Origin of the sequence: Plantactinospora sp. B6F1, from assembly GCF_040120695.1 — a bacterium.
Lineage (GTDB): Bacteria > Actinomycetota > Actinomycetes > Mycobacteriales > Micromonosporaceae > Plantactinospora.
The window spans coordinates 150,297-169,084 of record NZ_JBEEAC010000001.1; the positions used below are offsets into that span (position 1 = coordinate 150,297).

At 71.6% G+C, this 18,788-nt stretch carries 17 protein-coding genes; 11 read left to right on the forward strand and 6 right to left on the reverse strand.

What is annotated here, in order from left to right; genetic code table 11:
• The first annotated feature begins 44 nt into the window (after positions 1 to 44).
• The gene (locus ABNF97_RS00545; protein WP_349337267.1) at positions 45 to 581 is read left to right on the forward strand and encodes a hypothetical protein; all 537 of its coding nucleotides are present in this window, start codon (positions 45 to 47) and stop codon (positions 579 to 581) included.
• Here ABNF97_RS00545 and ABNF97_RS00550 read toward each other — a convergent pair.
• Positions 486 to 1,328, reverse strand: a complete 843-nt coding sequence (locus tag ABNF97_RS00550) for a polyamine aminopropyltransferase (RefSeq protein WP_349337268.1) — start codon at positions 1,326 to 1,328, stop codon at positions 486 to 488. The genes ABNF97_RS00545 and ABNF97_RS00550 overlap by 96 nt on opposite strands.
• A gap of 207 nt (positions 1,329 to 1,535) precedes the next feature.
• Here ABNF97_RS00550 and ABNF97_RS00555 point away from each other — a divergent pair, with 207 nt between their 5' ends.
• The 3 genes from ABNF97_RS00555 to ABNF97_RS00565 are packed head-to-tail and all read left to right on the forward strand — an operon-like array spanning position 1,536 to position 4,462.
• Positions 1,536 to 2,387: a hydroxypyruvate isomerase family protein gene (locus tag ABNF97_RS00555; RefSeq protein WP_349337269.1), complete on the forward strand. Its 852-nt coding sequence runs from the start codon at positions 1,536 to 1,538 to the stop codon at positions 2,385 to 2,387.
• A gap of 1 nt (position 2,388) precedes the next feature.
• Positions 2,389 to 3,273: a 2-hydroxy-3-oxopropionate reductase gene (locus tag ABNF97_RS00560; RefSeq protein WP_349337270.1), complete on the forward strand. Its 885-nt coding sequence runs from the start codon at positions 2,389 to 2,391 to the stop codon at positions 3,271 to 3,273.
• 13 nt (positions 3,274 to 3,286) lie between these two features.
• Complete coding sequence (locus tag ABNF97_RS00565) at positions 3,287 to 4,462, forward strand: glycerate kinase (RefSeq protein ID WP_349337271.1); 1,176 nt, start codon at positions 3,287 to 3,289, stop codon at positions 4,460 to 4,462.
• A 93-nt stretch (positions 4,463 to 4,555) separates the two neighbouring features.
• Here the strand turns inward: ABNF97_RS00565 and ABNF97_RS00570 are convergent, their stop codons facing one another.
• Positions 4,556 to 4,900, reverse strand: a complete 345-nt coding sequence (locus ABNF97_RS00570) for a hypothetical protein (RefSeq protein WP_130462582.1) — start codon at positions 4,898 to 4,900, stop codon at positions 4,556 to 4,558.
• A gap of 83 nt (positions 4,901 to 4,983) precedes the next feature.
• A complete protein-coding gene (locus tag ABNF97_RS00575; RefSeq protein ID WP_349337272.1) occupies positions 4,984 to 6,195 on the reverse strand; it encodes a molybdopterin molybdotransferase MoeA in 1,212 nt (403 codons plus the stop codon).
• Between the two features lie 191 nt (positions 6,196 to 6,386).
• Here ABNF97_RS00575 and ABNF97_RS00580 point away from each other — a divergent pair, with 191 nt between their 5' ends.
• Both ABNF97_RS00580 and fdhD read left to right on the forward strand, forming a co-directional pair.
• Positions 6,387 to 7,760, forward strand: a complete 1,374-nt coding sequence (locus tag ABNF97_RS00580; protein WP_130462584.1) for an MFS transporter — start codon at positions 6,387 to 6,389, stop codon at positions 7,758 to 7,760.
• 81 nt (positions 7,761 to 7,841) lie between these two features.
• On the forward strand, positions 7,842 to 8,690 hold the full coding sequence (fdhD, locus tag ABNF97_RS00585) for a formate dehydrogenase accessory sulfurtransferase FdhD (protein WP_349337273.1): 849 nt from the start codon (positions 7,842 to 7,844) through the stop codon (positions 8,688 to 8,690).
• Positions 8,691 to 8,763: 73 nt separating this feature from the next.
• Here fdhD and sucD read toward each other — a convergent pair whose 3' ends face one another.
• Both sucD and sucC read right to left on the reverse strand, forming a co-directional pair.
• A complete protein-coding gene (sucD, locus tag ABNF97_RS00590) occupies positions 8,764 to 9,639 on the reverse strand; it encodes a succinate--CoA ligase subunit alpha (RefSeq protein WP_349337564.1) in 876 nt (291 codons plus the stop codon).
• Between the two features lie 5 nt (positions 9,640 to 9,644).
• Positions 9,645 to 10,823: an ADP-forming succinate--CoA ligase subunit beta gene (sucC, locus tag ABNF97_RS00595; protein ID WP_130462586.1), complete on the reverse strand. Its 1,179-nt coding sequence runs from the start codon at positions 10,821 to 10,823 to the stop codon at positions 9,645 to 9,647.
• 386 nt (positions 10,824 to 11,209) lie between these two features.
• On the opposite strand from sucC, the gene frc reads away from it, so the two are divergent.
• The 5 genes from frc (at position 11,210) to ABNF97_RS00620 (ending at position 18,067) form a co-directional block, all read left to right on the forward strand.
• Positions 11,210 to 12,439: a formyl-CoA transferase gene (gene frc, locus ABNF97_RS00600; RefSeq protein ID WP_349337274.1), complete on the forward strand. Its 1,230-nt coding sequence runs from the start codon at positions 11,210 to 11,212 to the stop codon at positions 12,437 to 12,439.
• A 121-nt stretch (positions 12,440 to 12,560) separates the two neighbouring features.
• Complete coding sequence (locus ABNF97_RS00605; protein WP_349337275.1) at positions 12,561 to 14,726, forward strand: acetate--CoA ligase family protein; 2,166 nt, start codon at positions 12,561 to 12,563, stop codon at positions 14,724 to 14,726.
• A 149-nt stretch (positions 14,727 to 14,875) separates the two neighbouring features.
• Entirely contained in the window at positions 14,876 to 16,426 is a 1,551-nt protein-coding gene (locus ABNF97_RS00610) for an Nramp family divalent metal transporter (RefSeq protein WP_207230498.1), read from the forward strand.
• A gap of 40 nt (positions 16,427 to 16,466) precedes the next feature.
• Positions 16,467 to 17,045: a hypothetical protein gene (locus ABNF97_RS00615; protein WP_130462589.1), complete on the forward strand. Its 579-nt coding sequence runs from the start codon at positions 16,467 to 16,469 to the stop codon at positions 17,043 to 17,045.
• Entirely contained in the window at positions 17,042 to 18,067 is a 1,026-nt protein-coding gene (locus tag ABNF97_RS00620) for a TerC/Alx family metal homeostasis membrane protein (RefSeq protein ID WP_130462590.1), read from the forward strand. Before ABNF97_RS00615 ends, ABNF97_RS00620 begins: the two co-directional genes overlap by 4 nt.
• Positions 18,068 to 18,074: 7 nt before the next feature.
• Here the strand turns inward: ABNF97_RS00620 and ABNF97_RS00625 are convergent, their stop codons facing one another.
• Positions 18,075 to 18,284, reverse strand: a complete 210-nt coding sequence (locus ABNF97_RS00625; protein ID WP_130462591.1) for a hypothetical protein — start codon at positions 18,282 to 18,284, stop codon at positions 18,075 to 18,077.
• Between the last annotated feature and the right edge of the window lie 504 nt (positions 18,285 to 18,788).

Below are 18,788 nucleotides of genomic sequence, written 5' to 3' on the forward strand. Positions count from 1 at the left end.
ATCAAGGTCCGTGGTCCGCTGCCCGGGCGGAGGGGACACGACCGATGAGCGCAGAGTTCGTCCGGGACGCGGCGATGACCGCCGTCATCCTTGGCTTCTTCGCCTCCTCCTGGTTCGGGTGGGCCCAGGACAAGCCGCCGCCGCGCTGGCCGAGGTGGCTCGGCATCGGGTCCGGTGGGTCGATGCTGATTGCGGCCGCCGGCGGCCTGCTCGCCTGGCGGCACTGGACCGACGGCACCGCTTTCGACGCGGACACCAGTAAGGCGTTCGGGGTGGTCGTCGGCATCGAGTTCGGCGCCGCCGGCCTCGGCGCGGTGGCCCTGGCGCTGGTCCGGCACAGGGAGCTGATCCCCGCCTGGGTCGCACTCGTCGTCGGGTTGCACCTCTTTCCGGTGGCGGTGCTGATGAACTATCCGCTCGTCCACCTACCGGCGGTCCTGGTGACCGTGGTGGCGCTGGTTGCCGTACCGGTGGCGCGGGCCCGGTCACTGCCGGTGAGTGCGGTGACCGGTGTCGGGTCCGGCGGCGCCCTGCTGGTCACTGCGCTGATTTCCCTGGCCAGCGCCCTGCTCTGGCCCTGAACCAGTTCGCTGGTGCCGGTCCGGGCCGGGTGGTGCCGCCCACTCCGCGAGGTAGACCGTGTTGGTCGCCTCGCGGTCCTGTAGGTGGTTGTGGAAACGCACCACCTGCGCCACCGGCCTCGTGAAGACCTCGGCGAGGGTGCGGGTGAACTCCTCGTCCGGCGGGTCGTTCGACCAGAGCGCGAAGGCGCCGCCCGGCAGCAGGTGGTCGGTGAGCCGGCGCAGGCCCTCGCGGCGGTAGAACGCCGCGTGGCTCGGATGCAGGACCTGCCGTGGCGTGTGGTCGACGTCCAGGAGGACGGCGTCGAACCGCCGGCCCGGTGCGTCGGGATCGAATCCGGCCCCGTTGGCCATGGCGAAGAAGTCGCCGCAGACCAGCCGGGTGCGCGGGTCGGCAGTCAACTCGGCGGCGTGCGGCAACAACCCTTCCCGGTGCCACTCGATCACCGCGCCGAGCCTCTCCACCACGGTCAGCGACCGCACCCGGGGATCGGCCAGCGCCGCGCGTGCGGTGTAGCCGAGCCCGAGTCCGCCGACCACCACGTCGAGGCCGGTGCCGGAGACCCGCGCCAGACCGAGCCGGGCGAGTTCGATCTCGGCCACCGGAAACAGACTGGACATCAGGAACTCGTCGCCGAGTTTTACCTCGTAGACGTCGATCCGCAGGGAGGGCTCCAGCCTCCGCCGGAGACTGATCGTGCCGATGGGCGTGTCGCGCCGGTCGATTTCCTCGAAGCGCGCGCTCAACCCGGGCCCACCCCTCCACCTCGTCCGCTTGGGCGGGATCGTATCGCCCGGCTCGGACGTCCATGCCGGGCGGGGCCACTCCGGGTGTACGGCGATCACCTTGCACCTCGATCGGCTGCTGCGGCCGGGACTGGTGTACACTCACTTCCATACTGCATACAGAATTCTGTAGGTAATCAAGTCTCGTCCAGCCGCTCGGGAGGACCCGTGCCCGCCCACCACCTCCGCTACGACGTGAACTGCTCGGTCCTCTTCACCGAACTGCCCCTGCTGGAACGGCCGGCGGCGGCCAAGGCGGCCGGATTCGACGCCGTCGAGTTCTGGTGGCCGTTCACCGAGGCGGTGCCCCGGGCCTCCGAAGTGGAGGCGTTCCTCGCCGCCCTCCACGACGCCGACGTCCGACTGGTGGGGCTGAACTTCTTCGCCGGGGACCTGCCCGGCGGTGATCGGGGAGTGGTCTCCTGGCCGGCCCGGTCCGCCGAGTTCCGGGAGAACGTCGAACTGGTCGCGATGATCGGCGCCGCCACCGGCTGCCGGTCGTTCAACGCCCTCTACGGCAACCGGATCGCCGACCTGCACCCGAGCACGCAGGAGGAGACGGCAGTGGCCAATCTGGCCTTCGCCGCCGCCGCGGTGGCCCGGATCGGCGGCACGGTGCTCGTCGAGGCGGTCAGCGGCCCGCAGCCCTACCCGCTGCGTACCGCCGCCGACGTGGTCGCGGTACTCGACCAGCTGCTGGTCGAACGCGACATCCGCAACGTGGCCCTCCTCGCCGACCTCTACCACCTCACCGTCAACGGCGACGACGTGCCCAAGGTGCTCGCCGAGTACGCCGACCGGATCGGGCACGTGCAGATCGCCGACGCGCCCGGCCGGCACGAGCCCGGCACCGGTGAGATCGACCTCGACGGCCAGCTCGACCAGCTCGAACGGGCCGGCTACCGGGGCTGGGTCGGCCTGGAATACCTGCCCAGCGGACCGAGCGCGGACAGCTTCGAGTGGCTGCCCCGGCACCGCCGGGGCGGCGGTGCCGACCAGACCAACGAAGGGGAGCGCTGAGATGACCAGCATCGGTTTCATCGGCCTCGGCATCATGGGCGGTCCGATGGCCGTCAACCTGATCAAGGCCGGTCACGACGTCGTCGGCTACGACGTCAGCCCGGCCCGCAACGCCGCCTTGGACCAGGCCGGTGGCAAGGTCGCCGCCGGCATCGGCGAGCTGGTGCGGCAGGTCGACGTGGTGATCACGATGGTCCGCGACTCGGCCGACGTCGAGTCGGTCGCCCTGGGCGACTCCGGCATCCTGGCCAACGCCCGCCCCGGCCAGCTCTACGTCGACATGAGCAGCATCTCGCCGGGCACCTCCCGGCAGGTAGCCGAGGCCGCCCGGACCCTCTCCGTGCGGGTGCTGGACGCCCCGGTCAGCGGCGGCGAGGCGGGCGCGATCGAGGGCACCCTCTCCATCATGGTCGGTGGCGAGCCGGCGGACTTCGCCGCCGCCCGGCCGATCCTGGAGGTGCTGGGCGGCACCGTCGTGCACGTCGGTCCGGTCGGCGCCGGCCAGACCGTGAAGGCGGCCAACCAGCTCATCGTGGCCGGCACCATCGAGCTGGTCGCCGAGGCGATCGTCTTCCTCGAGGCGTACGGTGTGGACACCGAGGCGGCGGTCAGGGTGCTGGCCGGCGGCCTGGCCGGCAACCGCATCCTGGACCGTAAGGCGGCCGGGATGCTGGCCCGGCAGTTCCAGCCGGGCTTCCGGATCGACCTGCACCACAAGGACATGGGGATCGTCACCTCGGCGGCCCGGGAGGCCGGGGTGGTGATCCCGCTCGGTGCGACGGTCGCCCAGCTCATCGCCGCGCTCAAGGCACAGGGCGACGGCGGCCTCGACCACAGCGCGCTACTCAAACTGGTCCAGCAGCTCTCCGGCCGGTCCGCCGGCTGAGCACGTCGCGCCGATGGGGCACGTCCTACTGGCACCGGACAAGTTCAAGGGCTCGCTGACCGCCGCCGAGGTCGTCCACCATCTGTCCGCCGGGCTACGCCGGGCCGCACCCGGCATCGAGGTACGCGGCTTCCCGGTCGCCGACGGCGGTGACGGCACCCTCGACGCGGCGGTCTCGGCCGGCTTCCACCGGATCCCGGTCTCCGTCGCCGGCCCGACCGGGATCCCGGTACGCACCGCCGTCGGGTACGCCGACGGCGTGGCCGTGGTCGAGCTGGCGGACGCCTGCGGGCTGCGCCGGCTGCCGGCCGGGGTACCCGCTCCGCTGCACGCGAGCAGTCGTGGTGCCGGCGAGGCGATCCGGGCGGCGCTGGAGTACGGGTGTGCCGAGGTGGTACTCGGGCTGGGCGGCAGCGCAAGTACCGACGGCGGGGCGGGGCTGGTCGGCGCGCTCGGCGTACGCCTGCTGGACGAACGCGGCGCGGAGTTGCCGGACGGCGGTGCGGCGCTGCGCCGCCTGCACCGGGTGGACCTGACCGGGCTGCATCCGGCGGTCCGGCGTACCCGGTTCGTGGTGGCCGGAGACGTGGACAACCCGCTGCTCGGCCCGACCGGTGCCGCCGCCGTGTACGGCCCGCAGAAGGGGGCGTCCGCCGACGACGTCGCGGTACTGGAGGCGGGTCTGACCCGCTGGGCCGATCTGGTCGAGCCGGCGATCCGGGCGGCGGGTCCGCCCTGCGCCACCCCGGGCCCCCGGGTCAGGGACCGGGCCGGTGCGGGCGCGGCCGGCGGGGTCGGGTTCGCCGCGCTCGGCTTCCTCGGTGCGCGGTTCCGGCCCGGCATCGAACTGCTGCTCGACCTGCTGGGCTTTCCCGAGGCGGTGGCCGGCGCCGACCTGGTGGTCACCGGGGAAGGATCGCTGGACGCGCAGAGCCTGCACGGCAAGGCGCCGGTCGGGGTGGCCGGGGCTGCCGCCCGGGCCGGCGTGCCCACCGTGGCCGTCGCCGGCCAGGTCAGCGTCGGCCCGGAGGAACTGCGGGACGCCGGCATTCAGGCGGTCTACCCGCTGACCTCGGTCGAACCGGACCCGGCGGCCTGCCTGCACCGCGCCGCCGAGCTGGTCGAAAAGGTCGCGGAGCTGCTCGCCGCCGACTGGCTGGAACCGTCCGGGCAGGTCCGGCGGCGCTGACCCGGGTCGCCACCCCGGGGCGGCCAGGCGGGCTGCTCACGCTCCGGTGGACGTCGCCTGAACTGGGTAGACGCGACACAGACACGATTACGGTCAGTCAGTGGGACCGCCGAGGTCGCTGCTTCCGCCCTCCGCGGTGAACCACACGATCACCGAGAGCAGGACAGCGAACAGGCCGAAGCAGGCACCAACCAAGACGGACGGCTTGCCCAGGGCCGCCGCGACACTGAGTGCGCCGCCACCTACAGCAAAGATGCCGGTGAACTGCACCCGCTCGCGCCACCCCTGGTGTTCGGCCACATACGACCAGACGGTCGCGGCGACGATGCCGCAGCCGAGAACGATTCCGCCGGCCACGGTCTCAAAGACGCCCCCGATTATGAAGCCGATAACGGCACCAGCGGCGACGGCCGAAGCAATCCCTTTCGTCACGGCCACAAAGCACAGCGTATCGATGCCTGTCCAGTTGCTTGTTCTCCCGCGGGCCGCCGGAGACGGGCCGCCGGAGACGGGCCGCCGGCTCAGGCCGTGGCGGCGACCACCGGCCGGAACGGGACCGGAGCCGGCGAGGTCAGCGCGGTCTCGGCGGCCGGCAGCGCAAGCAACTCGACCTCCGCGCCGGCCCAGCCGGGCGGGACGACCGCGAGCGCGTCCGCCCCTGCGGCGCCCCAGAGCGAACCGGGGCGGTCGTGCCCGACCGGAATCGCCGCCGACCCGTCCCGGGCCACCGGCACCAACCGGGTGTCCCGGTCGTGCGGTGCTACCGGACCGGCCAGCGTCGCGGTCAGGTTCGCCGGTTCGGTACGCCCGGCGAGCCGGCCGAGCAGCGGGGAGAGCAGGGTCAGCGCGGCGACCAGGGCCGCGTACGGGTTGCCGGGCAGCCCGACCACGAACCGGCCGTCCGGCAGGCCGGCCAGGAGTTGGGGGTGGCCCGGCCGGCAGGCGACGCCGCGTACCGGTACCTCGGCGGCGAGCGTGTCCAGGGCCCGGCGCAGGTGGTCGGCGGCGCCGGCCGAGGTTGCTCCACAGACCACCAGCACGTCGGCGTCGGAGCGCAGCAACGCGGCGACCAGCGCCGAGGCGTCGTCGGCGATCCGGGTGGACCAGGCCAGCTCGGCTCCGGCGGCCCGGATCAGTCCCGGCAGCATCGGCCCGATCGCGTCCCGGACCTGTCCGGCCGTCGGGATGCCGGCGGTGCGCAGCTCCGCTCCGGTCAGCACGATGCCGATCCGGGGGTGCCGGTGCACGGTCAGGGTGTCGTGGCCGAGGCTGGCGGCCAGGCCGAGCACGACCGGGTTGACCACCGTGCCGGCGGGCAGCACCTCCTGACCCACCGGACAGTCCTCGCCCCTGCGGCGTACGTGCCGGCCCCGCTCGATCTCGCCGTGGACGGTCCGGTCCGTTCGGGTCGCCCGCTCGTACGGCAGTACGGCGTCGGCGCCGGCCGGCACCACGGCACCGGTGCCGATCTCGACGGCGTCCCCGGCGGTCAGCGGTGCCGGTATGCCCGGATCGCCGGCCAGTACCCGTCCGGTGAGCCGCCACGGGCCGGGTCCCGCCACCGCGTATCCGTCCATCGCGGCGCAGTGGTACGCCGGCAGCGGGGCCAGCGCGACCAGCGGCACCGCCAGGGCGGAGCCGACCGCCTCGGACAGGGCCCGTTGGACGGTGCCGAGTGGCCGGGCGATCTCCCGGGCGCACCGCCGCGCCTCGTACCAGGCGACGGCGCTCATCGCGCGGCGTCCCGGATCGGTGGCCTCAGCCCGCTCATGCCGCTCTCCTCGCCGCGTCGCCGACGTGATGACATCGGGGGAACCCGACCGGTCGATCCGTTCGCCCGCAGATCGACCTGGACAGCCGCCCCTCGGTGGTAGAGAATAGTGCACTCACCATACAGTATACAGTGGCCAGTTGGAGGCACCAGATGACGGACTCCAGCAACGACACGGCGGTGCGCGAGATCAGCGACCTCTACGGCCGCCGCTACCGGATCGGCGAGAGCGACCGGGCCCTGCTGGGCCGGTCCCGGGCGTGGATGCTGCTGCTGCCCTGGGCCGCGATGCTGGCGATCAGCCTCTTCCAGTACGGCTACGGCGCCGCGCTGCCCACCCTGATCGAGGCGAACGGCTGGAGCCTGTGGCAGGCGTTCGCCGTACTCGCACTCTGGGTGATCTGCCAGGCGGGCAGTTCACCACTGGCCGGGTGGTGGTACCGGCGACTCGGCCGCCGGCTGGCCGTACCGATGCTCGTCGGCGCCGCCTGCTGCCTCACCGCACTGCTCACCCTGGCGCACCGGGCCGACCTCGCCACCGTGTTGCTCGGCTACTCGGTGCTCGGCGGCATCGGCGCCGGACTCGTCTACCTGACCTGCATCGCCTGCGTCACCGAGTGGTTCCCGGAGCGGATCGCCGGCCGGGTGGCGGTGGTCGGCGCCGCGTTCGGCTACGGGTCGATCCCGTTCGTCGTGCTCGCCGGTTACGGCCTGGACGCCGGCAACCGGACGACGATGCTGACCGGGACCGCCGTCGCCGTGTTCGCGGTGGTGACCGCCTGCGGCGTGCTGATGCGCAAGCCGCCCCGCAACTGGTGGCCGGCGCAGATCGACCCGCAGCGCTGGGCCGTCGACCGGCGGATCAACCGCAGCATCCCGCACAACCGCCCCGCCGCCCGCCCCTACCCGCCCCGCGCGGCGGTACGCAGCGGAATGCTGCCGCTGATGTTCGTGGTGGTGGTACTCACCGCGACGATGGCGCTGTTCGACATCGCGTACCTGGCCGGCGCCGCGTACACCCAGGGGTTGCCGGCGCTGACCCTGGTGGCCGGGATCGGCGCGCTGGCCGCGTCGAACGGCATCGGCCGGGCGGTGACCAGCTCGCTCTCCGACCGGATCGGCCGGCGCGGCACCCTCGGCCTCTCCCTGCTGGTCGGCGGGATTGCCCAGTTCGGCCTGCTCGCGGCGGCGGCCAACGACAACCACCCGGCCGCCGTGGCGGGCTTCGCCGCGCTGGCCGGCGCGGGCACCGGAGCCGGCTACTCGCTGCTGGTCAGCCTGGTCCGGGACTGGTTCGGTGACGCTGCCACGGTGCCGAACTACGGCATCGTCTACACCGGCAAGGCGCTCGGCGGACTGCTCGGCATCGTGCTGGCCGGGCTGGTGGTGACCACTCCGGATTCGGTGGTGCCGTTCCTGGTGGCCGGTTCGCTGGGGCTGTTCGGTGCGGCGCTGACCCGCTGGATGCGCCAGCCCGGACTGGCGATGGTCCGGCTGCCGTCGCCGCTGCCCGCAGATCGGCTCTAGTGCGGACGGAGGCTGGTCGGCCCTACCGTGGAACGGGCCGACCGGCCGGGTGAGACCGAGCGAGGACGGTGGTGGGGCGGAATGGGACGGGTGACGAGCCGGCGCCGGCTGGTCCGGATCGTCGACGGCGTGGTCAGCGAGCCGGTGGACACGCTGGCAGCGGAGGAGCCGATGGAGATCCGGGTGAACGGGCGTTCCCTGGTGGTGACCATGCGGACCCCGGGGGACGACTTCGACCTGGCGGCCGGCTTTCTGGTCAGCGAGGGCGTGGTGCGCGGCGCCGCTGAGATCGCCGGCATCCGCTACTGCGCGGGTGCCACCGCTGACGGGGTCAACACCTACAACGTGGTCGACGTGGTGCTGGCGGCCGGAGTGGCGCCACCGGACCCGTCGCTGGAGCGAAACTTCTACACCACCTCGTCCTGCGGACTCTGCGGCAAGGCCAGCCTGGACGCGGTGCGGACCAGCGCGGCCTGGTCGGTGGCCGACGACCCGGTGCGGCTCGACCCCGATGTGCTCAGCGCGCTGCCCGACGCCCTGCGGGCCGCGCAGCGGGTCTTCGACCGCACCGGCGGGCTACACGCCGCGGCGCTCTTCTCCGCCGCCGGCCGGCTGCACTGCCTGCGCGAGGACGTCGGCCGGCACAACGCGGTGGACAAGGTCGTCGGTTGGGCGCTGCGCGACGGGCGGGTACCGCTGCGCGGCACCGTGTTGATGGTCAGCGGACGGGCCTCGTTCGAGCTGGTGCAGAAGGCGGTGATGGCCGGCGTCCCGGCGCTGGCCGCGGTCTCCGCGCCCTCCTCGCTCGCCGCCGACCTGGCCTCGGAGGCCGGGCTGACCCTGGTCGGCTTCCTCCGGGGCAGCTCGATGAACGTCTACGCCGGAGCGCACCGGCTGACCGAGCGGCCCCCGGCGACCCTGTCCGCCTGACAGTTCGGGGCGGGAGGTGCGCGGTCCGGACGGTGGTGTCGGACACCGTCCGGACCGGCGCCGCCGACGCGGATCAGCGCGCCAGCAACGTCTCGCGCATCAGGGCGGCGGTCTCGGACGGCGTCCGGCCGACCCGGACCCCGACCGCCTCCAGCGCATCCTGCTTGGCCAGTGCCGTACCGGACGACCCGGAGACGATCGCCCCGGCGTGCCCCATCGTCTTCCCCTCCGGGGCGGTGAACCCGGCGACGTAGCCGACCACCGGCTTGCTGATGTGCTCGGCGATGTACGCCGCCGCACGCTCCTCCGCGTCCCCGCCGATCTCGCCGATCATCACGATCGCCTCGGTCTCCGGATCGTCCTCGAAGGCCTGGAGGCAGTCGATGTGCGTGGTGCCGACGATCGGGTCGCCGCCGATTCCGACACAGGTGGAGAAGCCGAAGTCGCGCAGCTCGTACATCATCTGGTAGGTCAGGGTGCCGCTCTTGCTGACCAGGCCGATCGGGCCCCGCTTGGTGATGTCGGCCGGGATGATGCCGGCGTTGGACTGACCGGGACTGATCAGCCCGGGACAGTTCGGTCCGATGATCCGGGTGCGGTTGCCGGCGGCCCGGGTGTAGGCCCAGAACTCGACGGTGTCGTGCACCGGGATGCCCTCGGTGAGCACCACGGCCAGGCCGAGGCGAGCGTCGACCGCCTCCAGCACGGCCGCCTTGGCGAACCGCGGTGGTACGAAGACCACGCTGACGTCGGCACCGGTCGCCCGGACCGCTTCGGCGCAGCCGTCGTAGACCGGGATGCCGTCGACGTCCCGGCCGCCCTTGCCCGGGGTGACCCCGGCGACGATGTTGGTGCCGGCGGCGAGCATCCGACGGGTGTGCCGGGTCCCCTCGGTGCCGGTGATGCCCTGGACCAGCACCCTGCTCTTCTCGGTGAGGAAGATTGCCATGGTTGTCACGCCCCCCTGCCGGCGAGTTCGGCGGCGAGCCGCGCCGCCCCGTCCATCGTGTCCACCAGCCGTACGCCCGGAAGCGCGGCCTCGGTGAGGATCCGCCGCCCCTGTGCGGCGTTGTTGCCGTCGAGGCGGACGACCAGCGGTTTGCTGATCGCCTCACCCCGGGCGGCGAGCAGCCCGACCGCCGCGACGATGCCGTCGGCGACCGCGTCGCAGGCGGTGATTCCGCCGAAGACGTTGACGAGGACGCTGCGCACGTCGGGATCGCCGAGGACGATCTCCAGACCGTTCGCCATCACCTCGGCCGAGGCGCCGCCGCCGATGTCGAGGAAGTTGGCCGGCCTCACCCCGCCGTACTCCGCACCGGCGTAGGCGACCACGTCAAGGGTGCTCATCACCAGCCCGGCGCCGTTTCCAATCACTCCGACGGCGCCGTCCAGCTTGACGTAGTTGAGGTCCCTCTCGGCGGCCCTGGCCTCCAGCGGGTCGGTGGCGCCGATGTCGACGTACCGCAGGTGCCCGGGCTGGCGGAACCGGGCGTTGTCGTCCAGCGTCACCTTGCCGTCCAGGGCCCGTACGCTGCCGTCGGTCAGTCGGGCCAGTGGATTGATCTCGACCAGGGTGGCGTCCTCCGACCGGAAGACGTGCCAGAGCCGGACGAGCACCCGGGCCACCTCCTCGCGTACCCCGTCGGGCAGCCCGGCGTCGGTGGCCAGCCGGCGCGCGCCGGGCAGGTCGAACCCGTCGGCCGGGTCCACCCAGGCCCGGGCCAGCGCCTCCGGGTTCTCCGCCGCCACCTGCTCGATCTCGACGCCGCCCTGCGCGCAGGCGAGGGCGAGGAACGACCGGTTGGACCGGTCGAGCAGGAACGACACGTAGTACTCGTCGGCGATGTCGCCGGCCTCGGTGACCAGCACCCGGTGCACGGTGTGGCCCCTGATGCCCATCCCGAGGATCCGGCTGGCCGCGTCCCGGGCCGCGTCCGGCCCGTCGGCCAGTTTCACCCCGCCGGCCTTGCCCCGGCCGCCGGTCTTGACCTGTGCCTTGACCACCACGCGTCCGCCGATCTCGGCGGCGGCCGCGTGGGCCTCGTCGGGCGTACCGGCCACGCGGTTGCGGCTGACCGGTACGCCGTGCGTGGCGAAGAGTTCCTGTGCCTGGTGCTCCAACAGGTCCACCGGGCCTCCCTTCTTCTCGACCTTCGGTGGGTTGGCTCCGACCGCCCGTGGGCGGTCCCGGACGGGCGGTCGGAGAGCCGGGGGAGTGCGGATCGGACCGGAGGTAAGGGTCGGACCGGGATGGGGTGCGGGCAGCGGAAGCGGGTTCTGACTCGCACCGACGCACGGGGGTCGCACCGCCGGGACCTCAACGACTTCGGCGGAAAACGTCCCGCTACCCCCTAGACACTCCGCTGTTACATGCGCCACGATATTGCCTACCCCATACGGTATGCAATCCCGGGCAGGGGTGGACCGAACGGGTCCACGGCAACCGCGACGGCAGGCAACCGAGGCATCAGCTCGACGGCCGGCAGTGCACGGCGGGGCGCGCACAGGAGGTTGGCATGGGTAAGGCACTGGAGGGCGTACGGGTCCTCGACATGACGCACGTACAGTCCGGCCCCTCGTCCACGCAGATCCTGGCGTGGCTGGGCGCGGACGTGATCAAGTTGGAGGCGCCGGGCCAGGGTGACATCACCCGTACCCAGCTGCGCGACATCCCGAACGTGGACAGCCTCTACTTCACGATGCTCAACGGCAACAAGCGCAGCATCACCCTGAACATGAAGCACGAGCGGGGCAGGGAGGTCTTCACCCGGTTGGTGTCCGGCGTGGACATCCTGGTGGAGAACTTCGGCCCCGGGGTGGTGGAGCGGTTCGGCTTCCCCTGGGAACGGCTCCAGGAAATCAACCCCGGCCTGGTCTACGCCTCCATCAAGGGCTTCGGGCCGGGCCGCTACGCCAACTTCAAGGCGTACGAGGTGATCGCCCAGGCGATGGGCGGGGCGATGAGCACCACCGGCTTCGAGGACGGGCCGCCGACCGCCACCGGAGCGCAGATCGGCGACTCCGGCACCGGCATCCACCTGGTCGCCGGCATCCTGGCCGCGCTCTACCAGCGCACCCGCACCGGGCGGGGTCAGCGGGTGCAGGTCGCCATGCAGGACGCGGTGCTCAACCTCTGCCGGGTCAAGCTGCGAGACCAGCAGCGGCTGGCGCACGGCCCGCTGGGGGAGTACCCGAACGAGACCTTCGGCGACGAGGTGCCCCGCTCCGGCAACGCCTCCGGCGGCGGCCAGCCCGGCTGGGCGGTGCGGTGCGCCCCCGGCGGACCGAACGACTACATCTACGTGATCATCCAGCCGGTGGGCTGGAAGCCGCTCTGCGAGCTGATCGGCAAGCCCGAGCTGGCCGACGACCCCGCCTGGAACACCCCGCAGGTGCGCCTGAACAAGCTCGACAAGGCGTTCGCGCTGATCGAGGAGTGGACCGAGCGGCACACCAAGCAGGAGGTCATGGAGCGGCTCAACGCGTACAACATCCCGTGCGGGCCGATCCTGTCGACCAGGGAGCTGATCGAGGACGAGACCCTCGCCCAGCTCGGCTCGGTGGTCGAGGTCGCGCATCCCGCGCGGGGGGCGTACAAGACGGTCGGCAACCCGATCAAGCTCTCCGACTCGCACGTCGAGGTGGAGCGCTCGCCGCTGCTCGGCGAGCACACTCGCCAGGTCCTCGGCGAGTTGGGCTACTCCGAGGAACAGGTCGGCGAGCTGCGCGCCGCCGGCGCGGTCTGAATGGCCGGACGTCATCCGACGGCGTCCGGCACCGCATCCGCGACCACCGTCCGAGCCGAACCGTACGTTCCCCGGTCCGCCGGCACCGCCGGCACCGGCGTTCCCCGAAGGAGACGACGTCATGCCATCCAACGACAGCAGCTACGACCGCGAGGCCGTGCGGCGGGTGCTGGACCAGGCCGCCGCCCAGGGCCGGAGTTCGCTGACCGCTCCCGAGGGGCGGCTGGTGGTCGAGGCGTACGGGATCGCCACCCCGGGTGAGGGCCTGGCCGGTGGCGCCGAGGAGGCGGTCGCGCTGGCCGAGCGGATCGGCCTGCCGGTGGTGCTGAAGATCGTCTCGCCGGACATCCTGCACAAGACCGAGGCCGGCGGCGTGCTGGTGGGCCTGCGCACCGCCGAGGAGGTGGCCGCGGGGTACGACACCATCCTCGCCAACGCCCGGGCGTACCGGGCGGATGCCGAGATCGTCGGGGTGCAGGTGCAGCGGCAGCTCGACGCCGGCCACGAGGTCATCGTCGGTACGGTCACCGACCCCACCTTCGGCAAGGTGGTCGCGTTCGGGCTCGGCGGCGTACTCGTCGAGGTGCTCAAGGACGTGACGTTCCGGCTCGCTCCGACCGACACCGACACCGCGCTGTCGATGATCGACGGGATCGCCTCGGCCGAGATCCTGCGCGGGGTACGCGGCGCCGAGCCGGCCAACCGTGCGGTGCTGGCCGACCTGATCGTCCGACTGTCGCACCTGGTCACCGACTTCCCGGAACTGGCCGAGGTGGATCTCAACCCGGTGCTGGCCACCGCCGCCGGTGCGACCGCGGTGGACGTGCGGATCCTGGTCGACCCGGCCGCGGCGGTGCGGCCGGAGCGCTTCACCGACGAGGAGATCCTGGCCAGCATGACCCGGATCATGCGGCCGGCCTCGGTCGCGGTGATCGGCGCCTCCGCCGAGGCCGGCAAGATCGGGAACTCGGTGATGAAGAACCTGGTCAACGGCGGCTACCAGGGCGAGATCTACCCGATCAACCCGAAGGCCAGCGAAATCGAAGACCGCAAGGCGTTCCGGAGCATCTCCGACGTGCCCGGCCCGGTCGACGTGGCGGTCTTCGCCATCCCGGCGAAGTTCGTGCCGCAGGCGCTGGCCGAGGTCGGCGCCAAGGGGGTCGCCGGGGCGATCCTGATCCCGTCCGGGTTCGGCGAGACCGGCAACCACGAGTTGCAGGCCGAGGTGGTCAGGGTCGCCCGCGAACACGGCGTACGCATCCTCGGGCCGAACATCTACGGCTACTACTACACCCCGGAGAACCTCTCGGCGACGTTCTGCACCCCGTACGACGTCAGGGGCGGGGTGGCGCTCTCCTCGCAGAGCGGCGGCATCGGGATGGCCATTCTCGGCTTCAGCCGGGCCGCCCGGATGGGCGTCTCCGCGATCGTCGGCGTCGGCAACAAGGCCGACATCGACGAGGACGACCTGCTGACCTTCTTCGAGAGCGACCCGAACACCCAGCTCATCGCCATGCACCTGGAAGACCTCAAGGACGGCCGGTCGTTCGCCGACACCGCCCGCCGGGTCTCCAGGACCAAGCCGGTGGTGGTGCTCAAGGCGGGCCGCACCGACCAGGGCGCCAGGGCGGCCAGCTCGCACACCGGGGCGCTGGCCGGCAACGACAAGGTCTACGACGACATCCTGCGCTCCAACGGCGTGATCCGGGCCCCGGGCCTGAACGACCTGCTGGAGTACGCCCGGGGCATCCCACTGCTGCCCACCCCGCGGGGCGAGAACGTCGTCATCATCACCGGTGCCGGCGGCTCCGGGGTGCTGCTCTCGGACGCCTGCGTGGACAACAAGCTCACCCTGATGGAGATCCCACCGGACCTCGACGAGGCGTTCCGCAGGTTCATCCCGCCGTTCGGCGCGGCCGGCAACCCGGTGGACATCACCGGCGGTGAGCCGCCGTCGACCTACCGCAACACCATCGCCCTGGGACTGTCCGACCCCCGTATCCACTCGCTGATCCTCGGCTACTGGCACACCATCGTCACCCCGCCGATGGTCTTCGCCGAGCTGGTCGTCGACGTGGTCGAGGAGTTCCGGGCCAAGGGCGTCCACAAGCCGGTGGTCGCCTCGCTCGCCGGCGACGTCGAGGTCGAGGAGGCCAGCGAGTACCTGTACCGGCACCGGATCGTCGCCTACCCGTACACCACGGAGAAGCCGGTCGCGGTGCTCGGCGCCAAGTACCGGTGGGCACGTTCCGCCGGTCTGCTGGGCGGCCAACCGGACGGCCGCTGAGCAATGCACGGTTCCACCCGACCGGTCAGTTGGAGGGGCCACTAAGCGACACGGCGACCCGCTCCGCGGCCAAGGGTCAACGGACACAAGCGTCGGAACCGGCCCGTCCTCCGGCTCCGTACGACGTCACAGTCCCCAGGAGGTCCAGCGTGGACGCTTCGAACAGCCCTTATCCAACCCAGCCGACCAGTACCACCCCGGCGGCCGGCACCGCCGCGATGCCCGAGCAGCCTGGCGGTGTCCCGGCGGCACCCCCCGCCGAGGAGCGCGTGTGGCGGGCCGGACGGCTCGAACCGATGCCGATCCGGGAACTGCCCAAGGCTCCGCCCTCGATCCACCTCCTCGGCCCGACCGTGTTCCTCGTCGCGCTCGGCGTGGGCATGGGCGAGTCGTACATGTGGCCCCGACTGGTCCTGATCTTCGGGCCGGAGATCCGGTGGCTCTTCCTGATCGGTGTCACCCTGCAGGCCTTCGTGATGCTGGAGATGGCCCGGTACGCGATGGCGACCGGAGAGAGCATCTTCTTCGGGGCCGCCCGGGTCTTCAAACCACTGATGTGGTTCTTCTTCAGCGTGGCGATCCTGGTCTACATCTGGCCCGGACACCTCTCGACCGGCGCCGCCGCCTTCGAGGAGGTGACCGGCATACCCTGGACGGTCAGCGCCTGTGTCGGGCTGATCCTGGTCGGCGTGGTGTTCAGTCTGGCCAAGGTGATCTACCCGCTGCTGGAGAGCCTGCTCGGCCTGCTGATCGGCGTACTGGTGATCGGCACCTCGGTGGTCGCCTCGATCGTCGGGCAGTGGAGCGACGTCACCTCCACGCTCGGCGGCATGTTCCACTTCGGCTACCTGCCGGACGAGGCGATGTCGGCGGCATGGTTCCCGGTCATCGTCGGGGCGATCGCCTTCGCCGGCCCGTCCGGGATGCAGCAGATGTGGTACACACTGCACCTGCGGGACTCCGGTGCCGGCATGGGCGCGCACATCCCGAAGATCCGTGGCCTGCGGCACGCGGGCGAGCAGGAGGAGATGCCGTCCCGCGGCTTCATGTTCGACACCGACAGCCCGGAGGAGATGAGGAAGTGGAAGGGCTGGCGACGCTGGGTCACCTTCGACGCCCTGCTGCTCTTCTGGGGCGTCACGATGCTGGTCACCATCTCGTTCACGGTGCTGGCCCAGACCGCCGTCCGGGAGAACCCGGGCGTCGGGGACGTGATCCGCGACGGGGAGCGGGAGGCGGCGCTGACCGCGATGGCCGACGCGTTCGCCGCGGCCGGGGCGCCGGTGCTGCACGGGGTCTTCCTCGGCTTCATCGCGCTGATCGGCCTCAACGCCACGCTCGGCCTCTTCGACTCGTTCTCCCGGGGCCAGGCGGACATGACCTACCACTTCGTGCCCGGGGCCAAGCGGTTCAGCATGTCGAAGCTGTACGCCGGGTTCCTCTGGGGCGTCATCACGTTCGGCATCCTGATCCTGAACTTCGGGCCGGCGGACGGCCCGGGCGCGATCCTCGACGTGCTGGCCTTCCTCTCCACCTTCGCGATGGGCGCGTACTGTGTCGTGCTGCTGTTGGTGAACAACCGGATGTTGCCGAAGCCGATCCGGCCGGGCATCGTGCAGAACGCGGTGATCGGGTTCGGCGCGCTGTTCTATCTCGGGATGCTCGTCTACAGCCTACTCCGGTTCGGCGTGGTCATATGAGCCGGCCGGCCGCGGGGCACGAACGGAACGGGGAGATGGCATGACCGGCGACAAAGTACGCCACCTCGGTGAGCTCGCCCTGCCGGGAGCCGGCATCGGTGCGACCGCCGGGGTGGCGGCCGTCGGGCTCGCCCTGCTCGCCGGCCAACCGATCGGCTGGGCGGTGGCCACCGGCGTGGGGCTCGGCCTGCCGCTGGTACTGCTCGGCGGCGGCTTCGCGCTGCTGACGGGTGCCGGCGTGGTGTCGCCGGGCGTCTTCGCTCCGGCGGCGCTCTACTGGTTCATCGGATTTCCGGTGGCCCGGGTGGTCCACGAGATGCTGGTCGGCCTGATGGTCGTCGGCCGGCCGGCACTGCCGCCGGACCTGCCCGGCTTCCTCGCCTACCAGGCGATCGTCAGTCTCGGCTTCGCGATCGGCTTCAGCTGGCTGCACGAGCGGATCGCGCCGGGCTGGCTGCGCCGGATCCGGCACCGCAACCCGGCCGCCGACCGGCTGTACACCTTCTACCTCCGGCATGCCGAGGCACAGTGGAAGGCCCGGGAGAGCCGTCGGCGGGCCCGGGCCGCCGCTCGGGCTGCCGGTCGATCCACCGTGTTCCGAGCCAAGGGAGAGTTATGAACCTGCCGGTCTGGGTATGGGCCGTGACGATCGTCGGTTTCCTCGTGATGATCGCCTTCGACTTCTACCTGGTCGCCCGCAATCCGCGCGAGCCGAGCTTCCGGGAGTGCGTCGCCTGGGTGTGCTTCTACGTGCTGGCCGCGGTCGCCTTCGGGTTCGTCCTGACGGCGACGGTCGGGGGCGGCTACGGCGGTCAGTTCTTCGCCGGCTGGATCACCGAGTACTCGCTCAGCGTCGACAACCTGTTCGTCTTCATCATCATCATGAGCCGGTTCGCGGTGCCGTTGCAGTACCGGCAGAAGGTGCTGCTCATCGGCATCGTACTGGCGCTGCTGATGCGGGGCGCCTTCATCGCGGCCGGCGCGCAGGCGATCACCCGGTTCGACTGGCTGTTCTACCTCTTCGGCGCCTTCCTGATCTACACCGCCGTCAAGCTGGTGGGGCCGCAGCAGGAGGACGAGTTCTCCGAGAACCTGGCGCTGCGTACGGCGAAGCGGATCCTGCCGACCACCGGGTCGTACCGGGGTTCCTCGGTGCTGGCCCGGGTGGACGGCCGGCTGATGGTGACCCCGATGCTGATCGTCATGGTCGCCATCGGCACCACCGACCTGCTGTTCGCGCTGGACTCCATTCCGGCGATCTTCGGGCTGACCCAGGAGCCGTACCTGGTCTTCACCGCCAACACGTTCGCGTTGATGGGGCTGCGGCAGCTCTACTTCCTGATCGGCGGCCTGCTGGACCGGCTGGTGTACCTCAGCAAGGGCCTGGCGTTCATCCTGGCCTTCATCGGGGTCAAGCTCGTGCTGGAGGCGCTGCACCACGATGGGATCGGTTGGGCGCCGGAGGTGCCGATCATGGTCTCGCTCGGGGTCATCCTGGGCACGTTGCTGGTCACCACCGTCGCCAGCCTGGCGAAGTCCCGCCGGGACCGGTTCGAACGGCCGTCCGCCGCCACGGAGGGGGCGGGGGTCGGGACCCCCGCTGCCCACGAGACCGTGACGGCGGACCGGGACGGGGCCTGACCGGTCGTCAGATCTTGATCAGGTCTTCGTCCCCGGCGGTGCCGCGGAGGAAGCGCTCGATCTCCTCGTCGCTCGGCCGGGCGGCCCGGCGTTGGTTCTCCAGTGCGGCCGCCAGGCCGAGCCCGAGGCGGCGACCGTCGGCCGGGAACGCGGCCGGCAGGGCCAGCCGGTCGGAGAGGCGGGTCAGGGAACGTGAGAACGTTCGCCAGGTGGTCATGACAGCATCACTCCTGCTTGTCGGTCTTCCCGGGAAACGACGCTTCCCGGGACCGTGCGCACCATTCCGGACGGCGTGAATCCGTCCGGGACGGTGGTCCGGCAGGACACCCGGGTGTGCCTGGTGGGGCCAGGCGCACCCGGGTCGCCGGATCTTCCGCCGGCACGCCTCGTCGCGTGGCGGCCGGATCTGTGTCTGTCGCCGGCTCGATGACCGGCGGGGGTCGCCCGCCGTGCCCGTGCGGGGCCGCCACCTCGCGGCCCGGACCGTGGCGTGAACTGTAGGTCGGGCCTCCTGTGTGGAGCTACCCGGTGTCGCGCCACCACAAACCCTCGTGCTCGTCTCCGGCGACAGGTCCTGTTCGACGCTTCCAGGATACCGCCTTCGGTATACAAAAAACGATCTAGTGACCAAAGCCACCCGCATCACCCGACCGGGCCCACGACTACCAGGCTGGCGCCCGTGCGGGGCCAGCGTGCCCGGAAAACGTCCCCGTCACCCCTA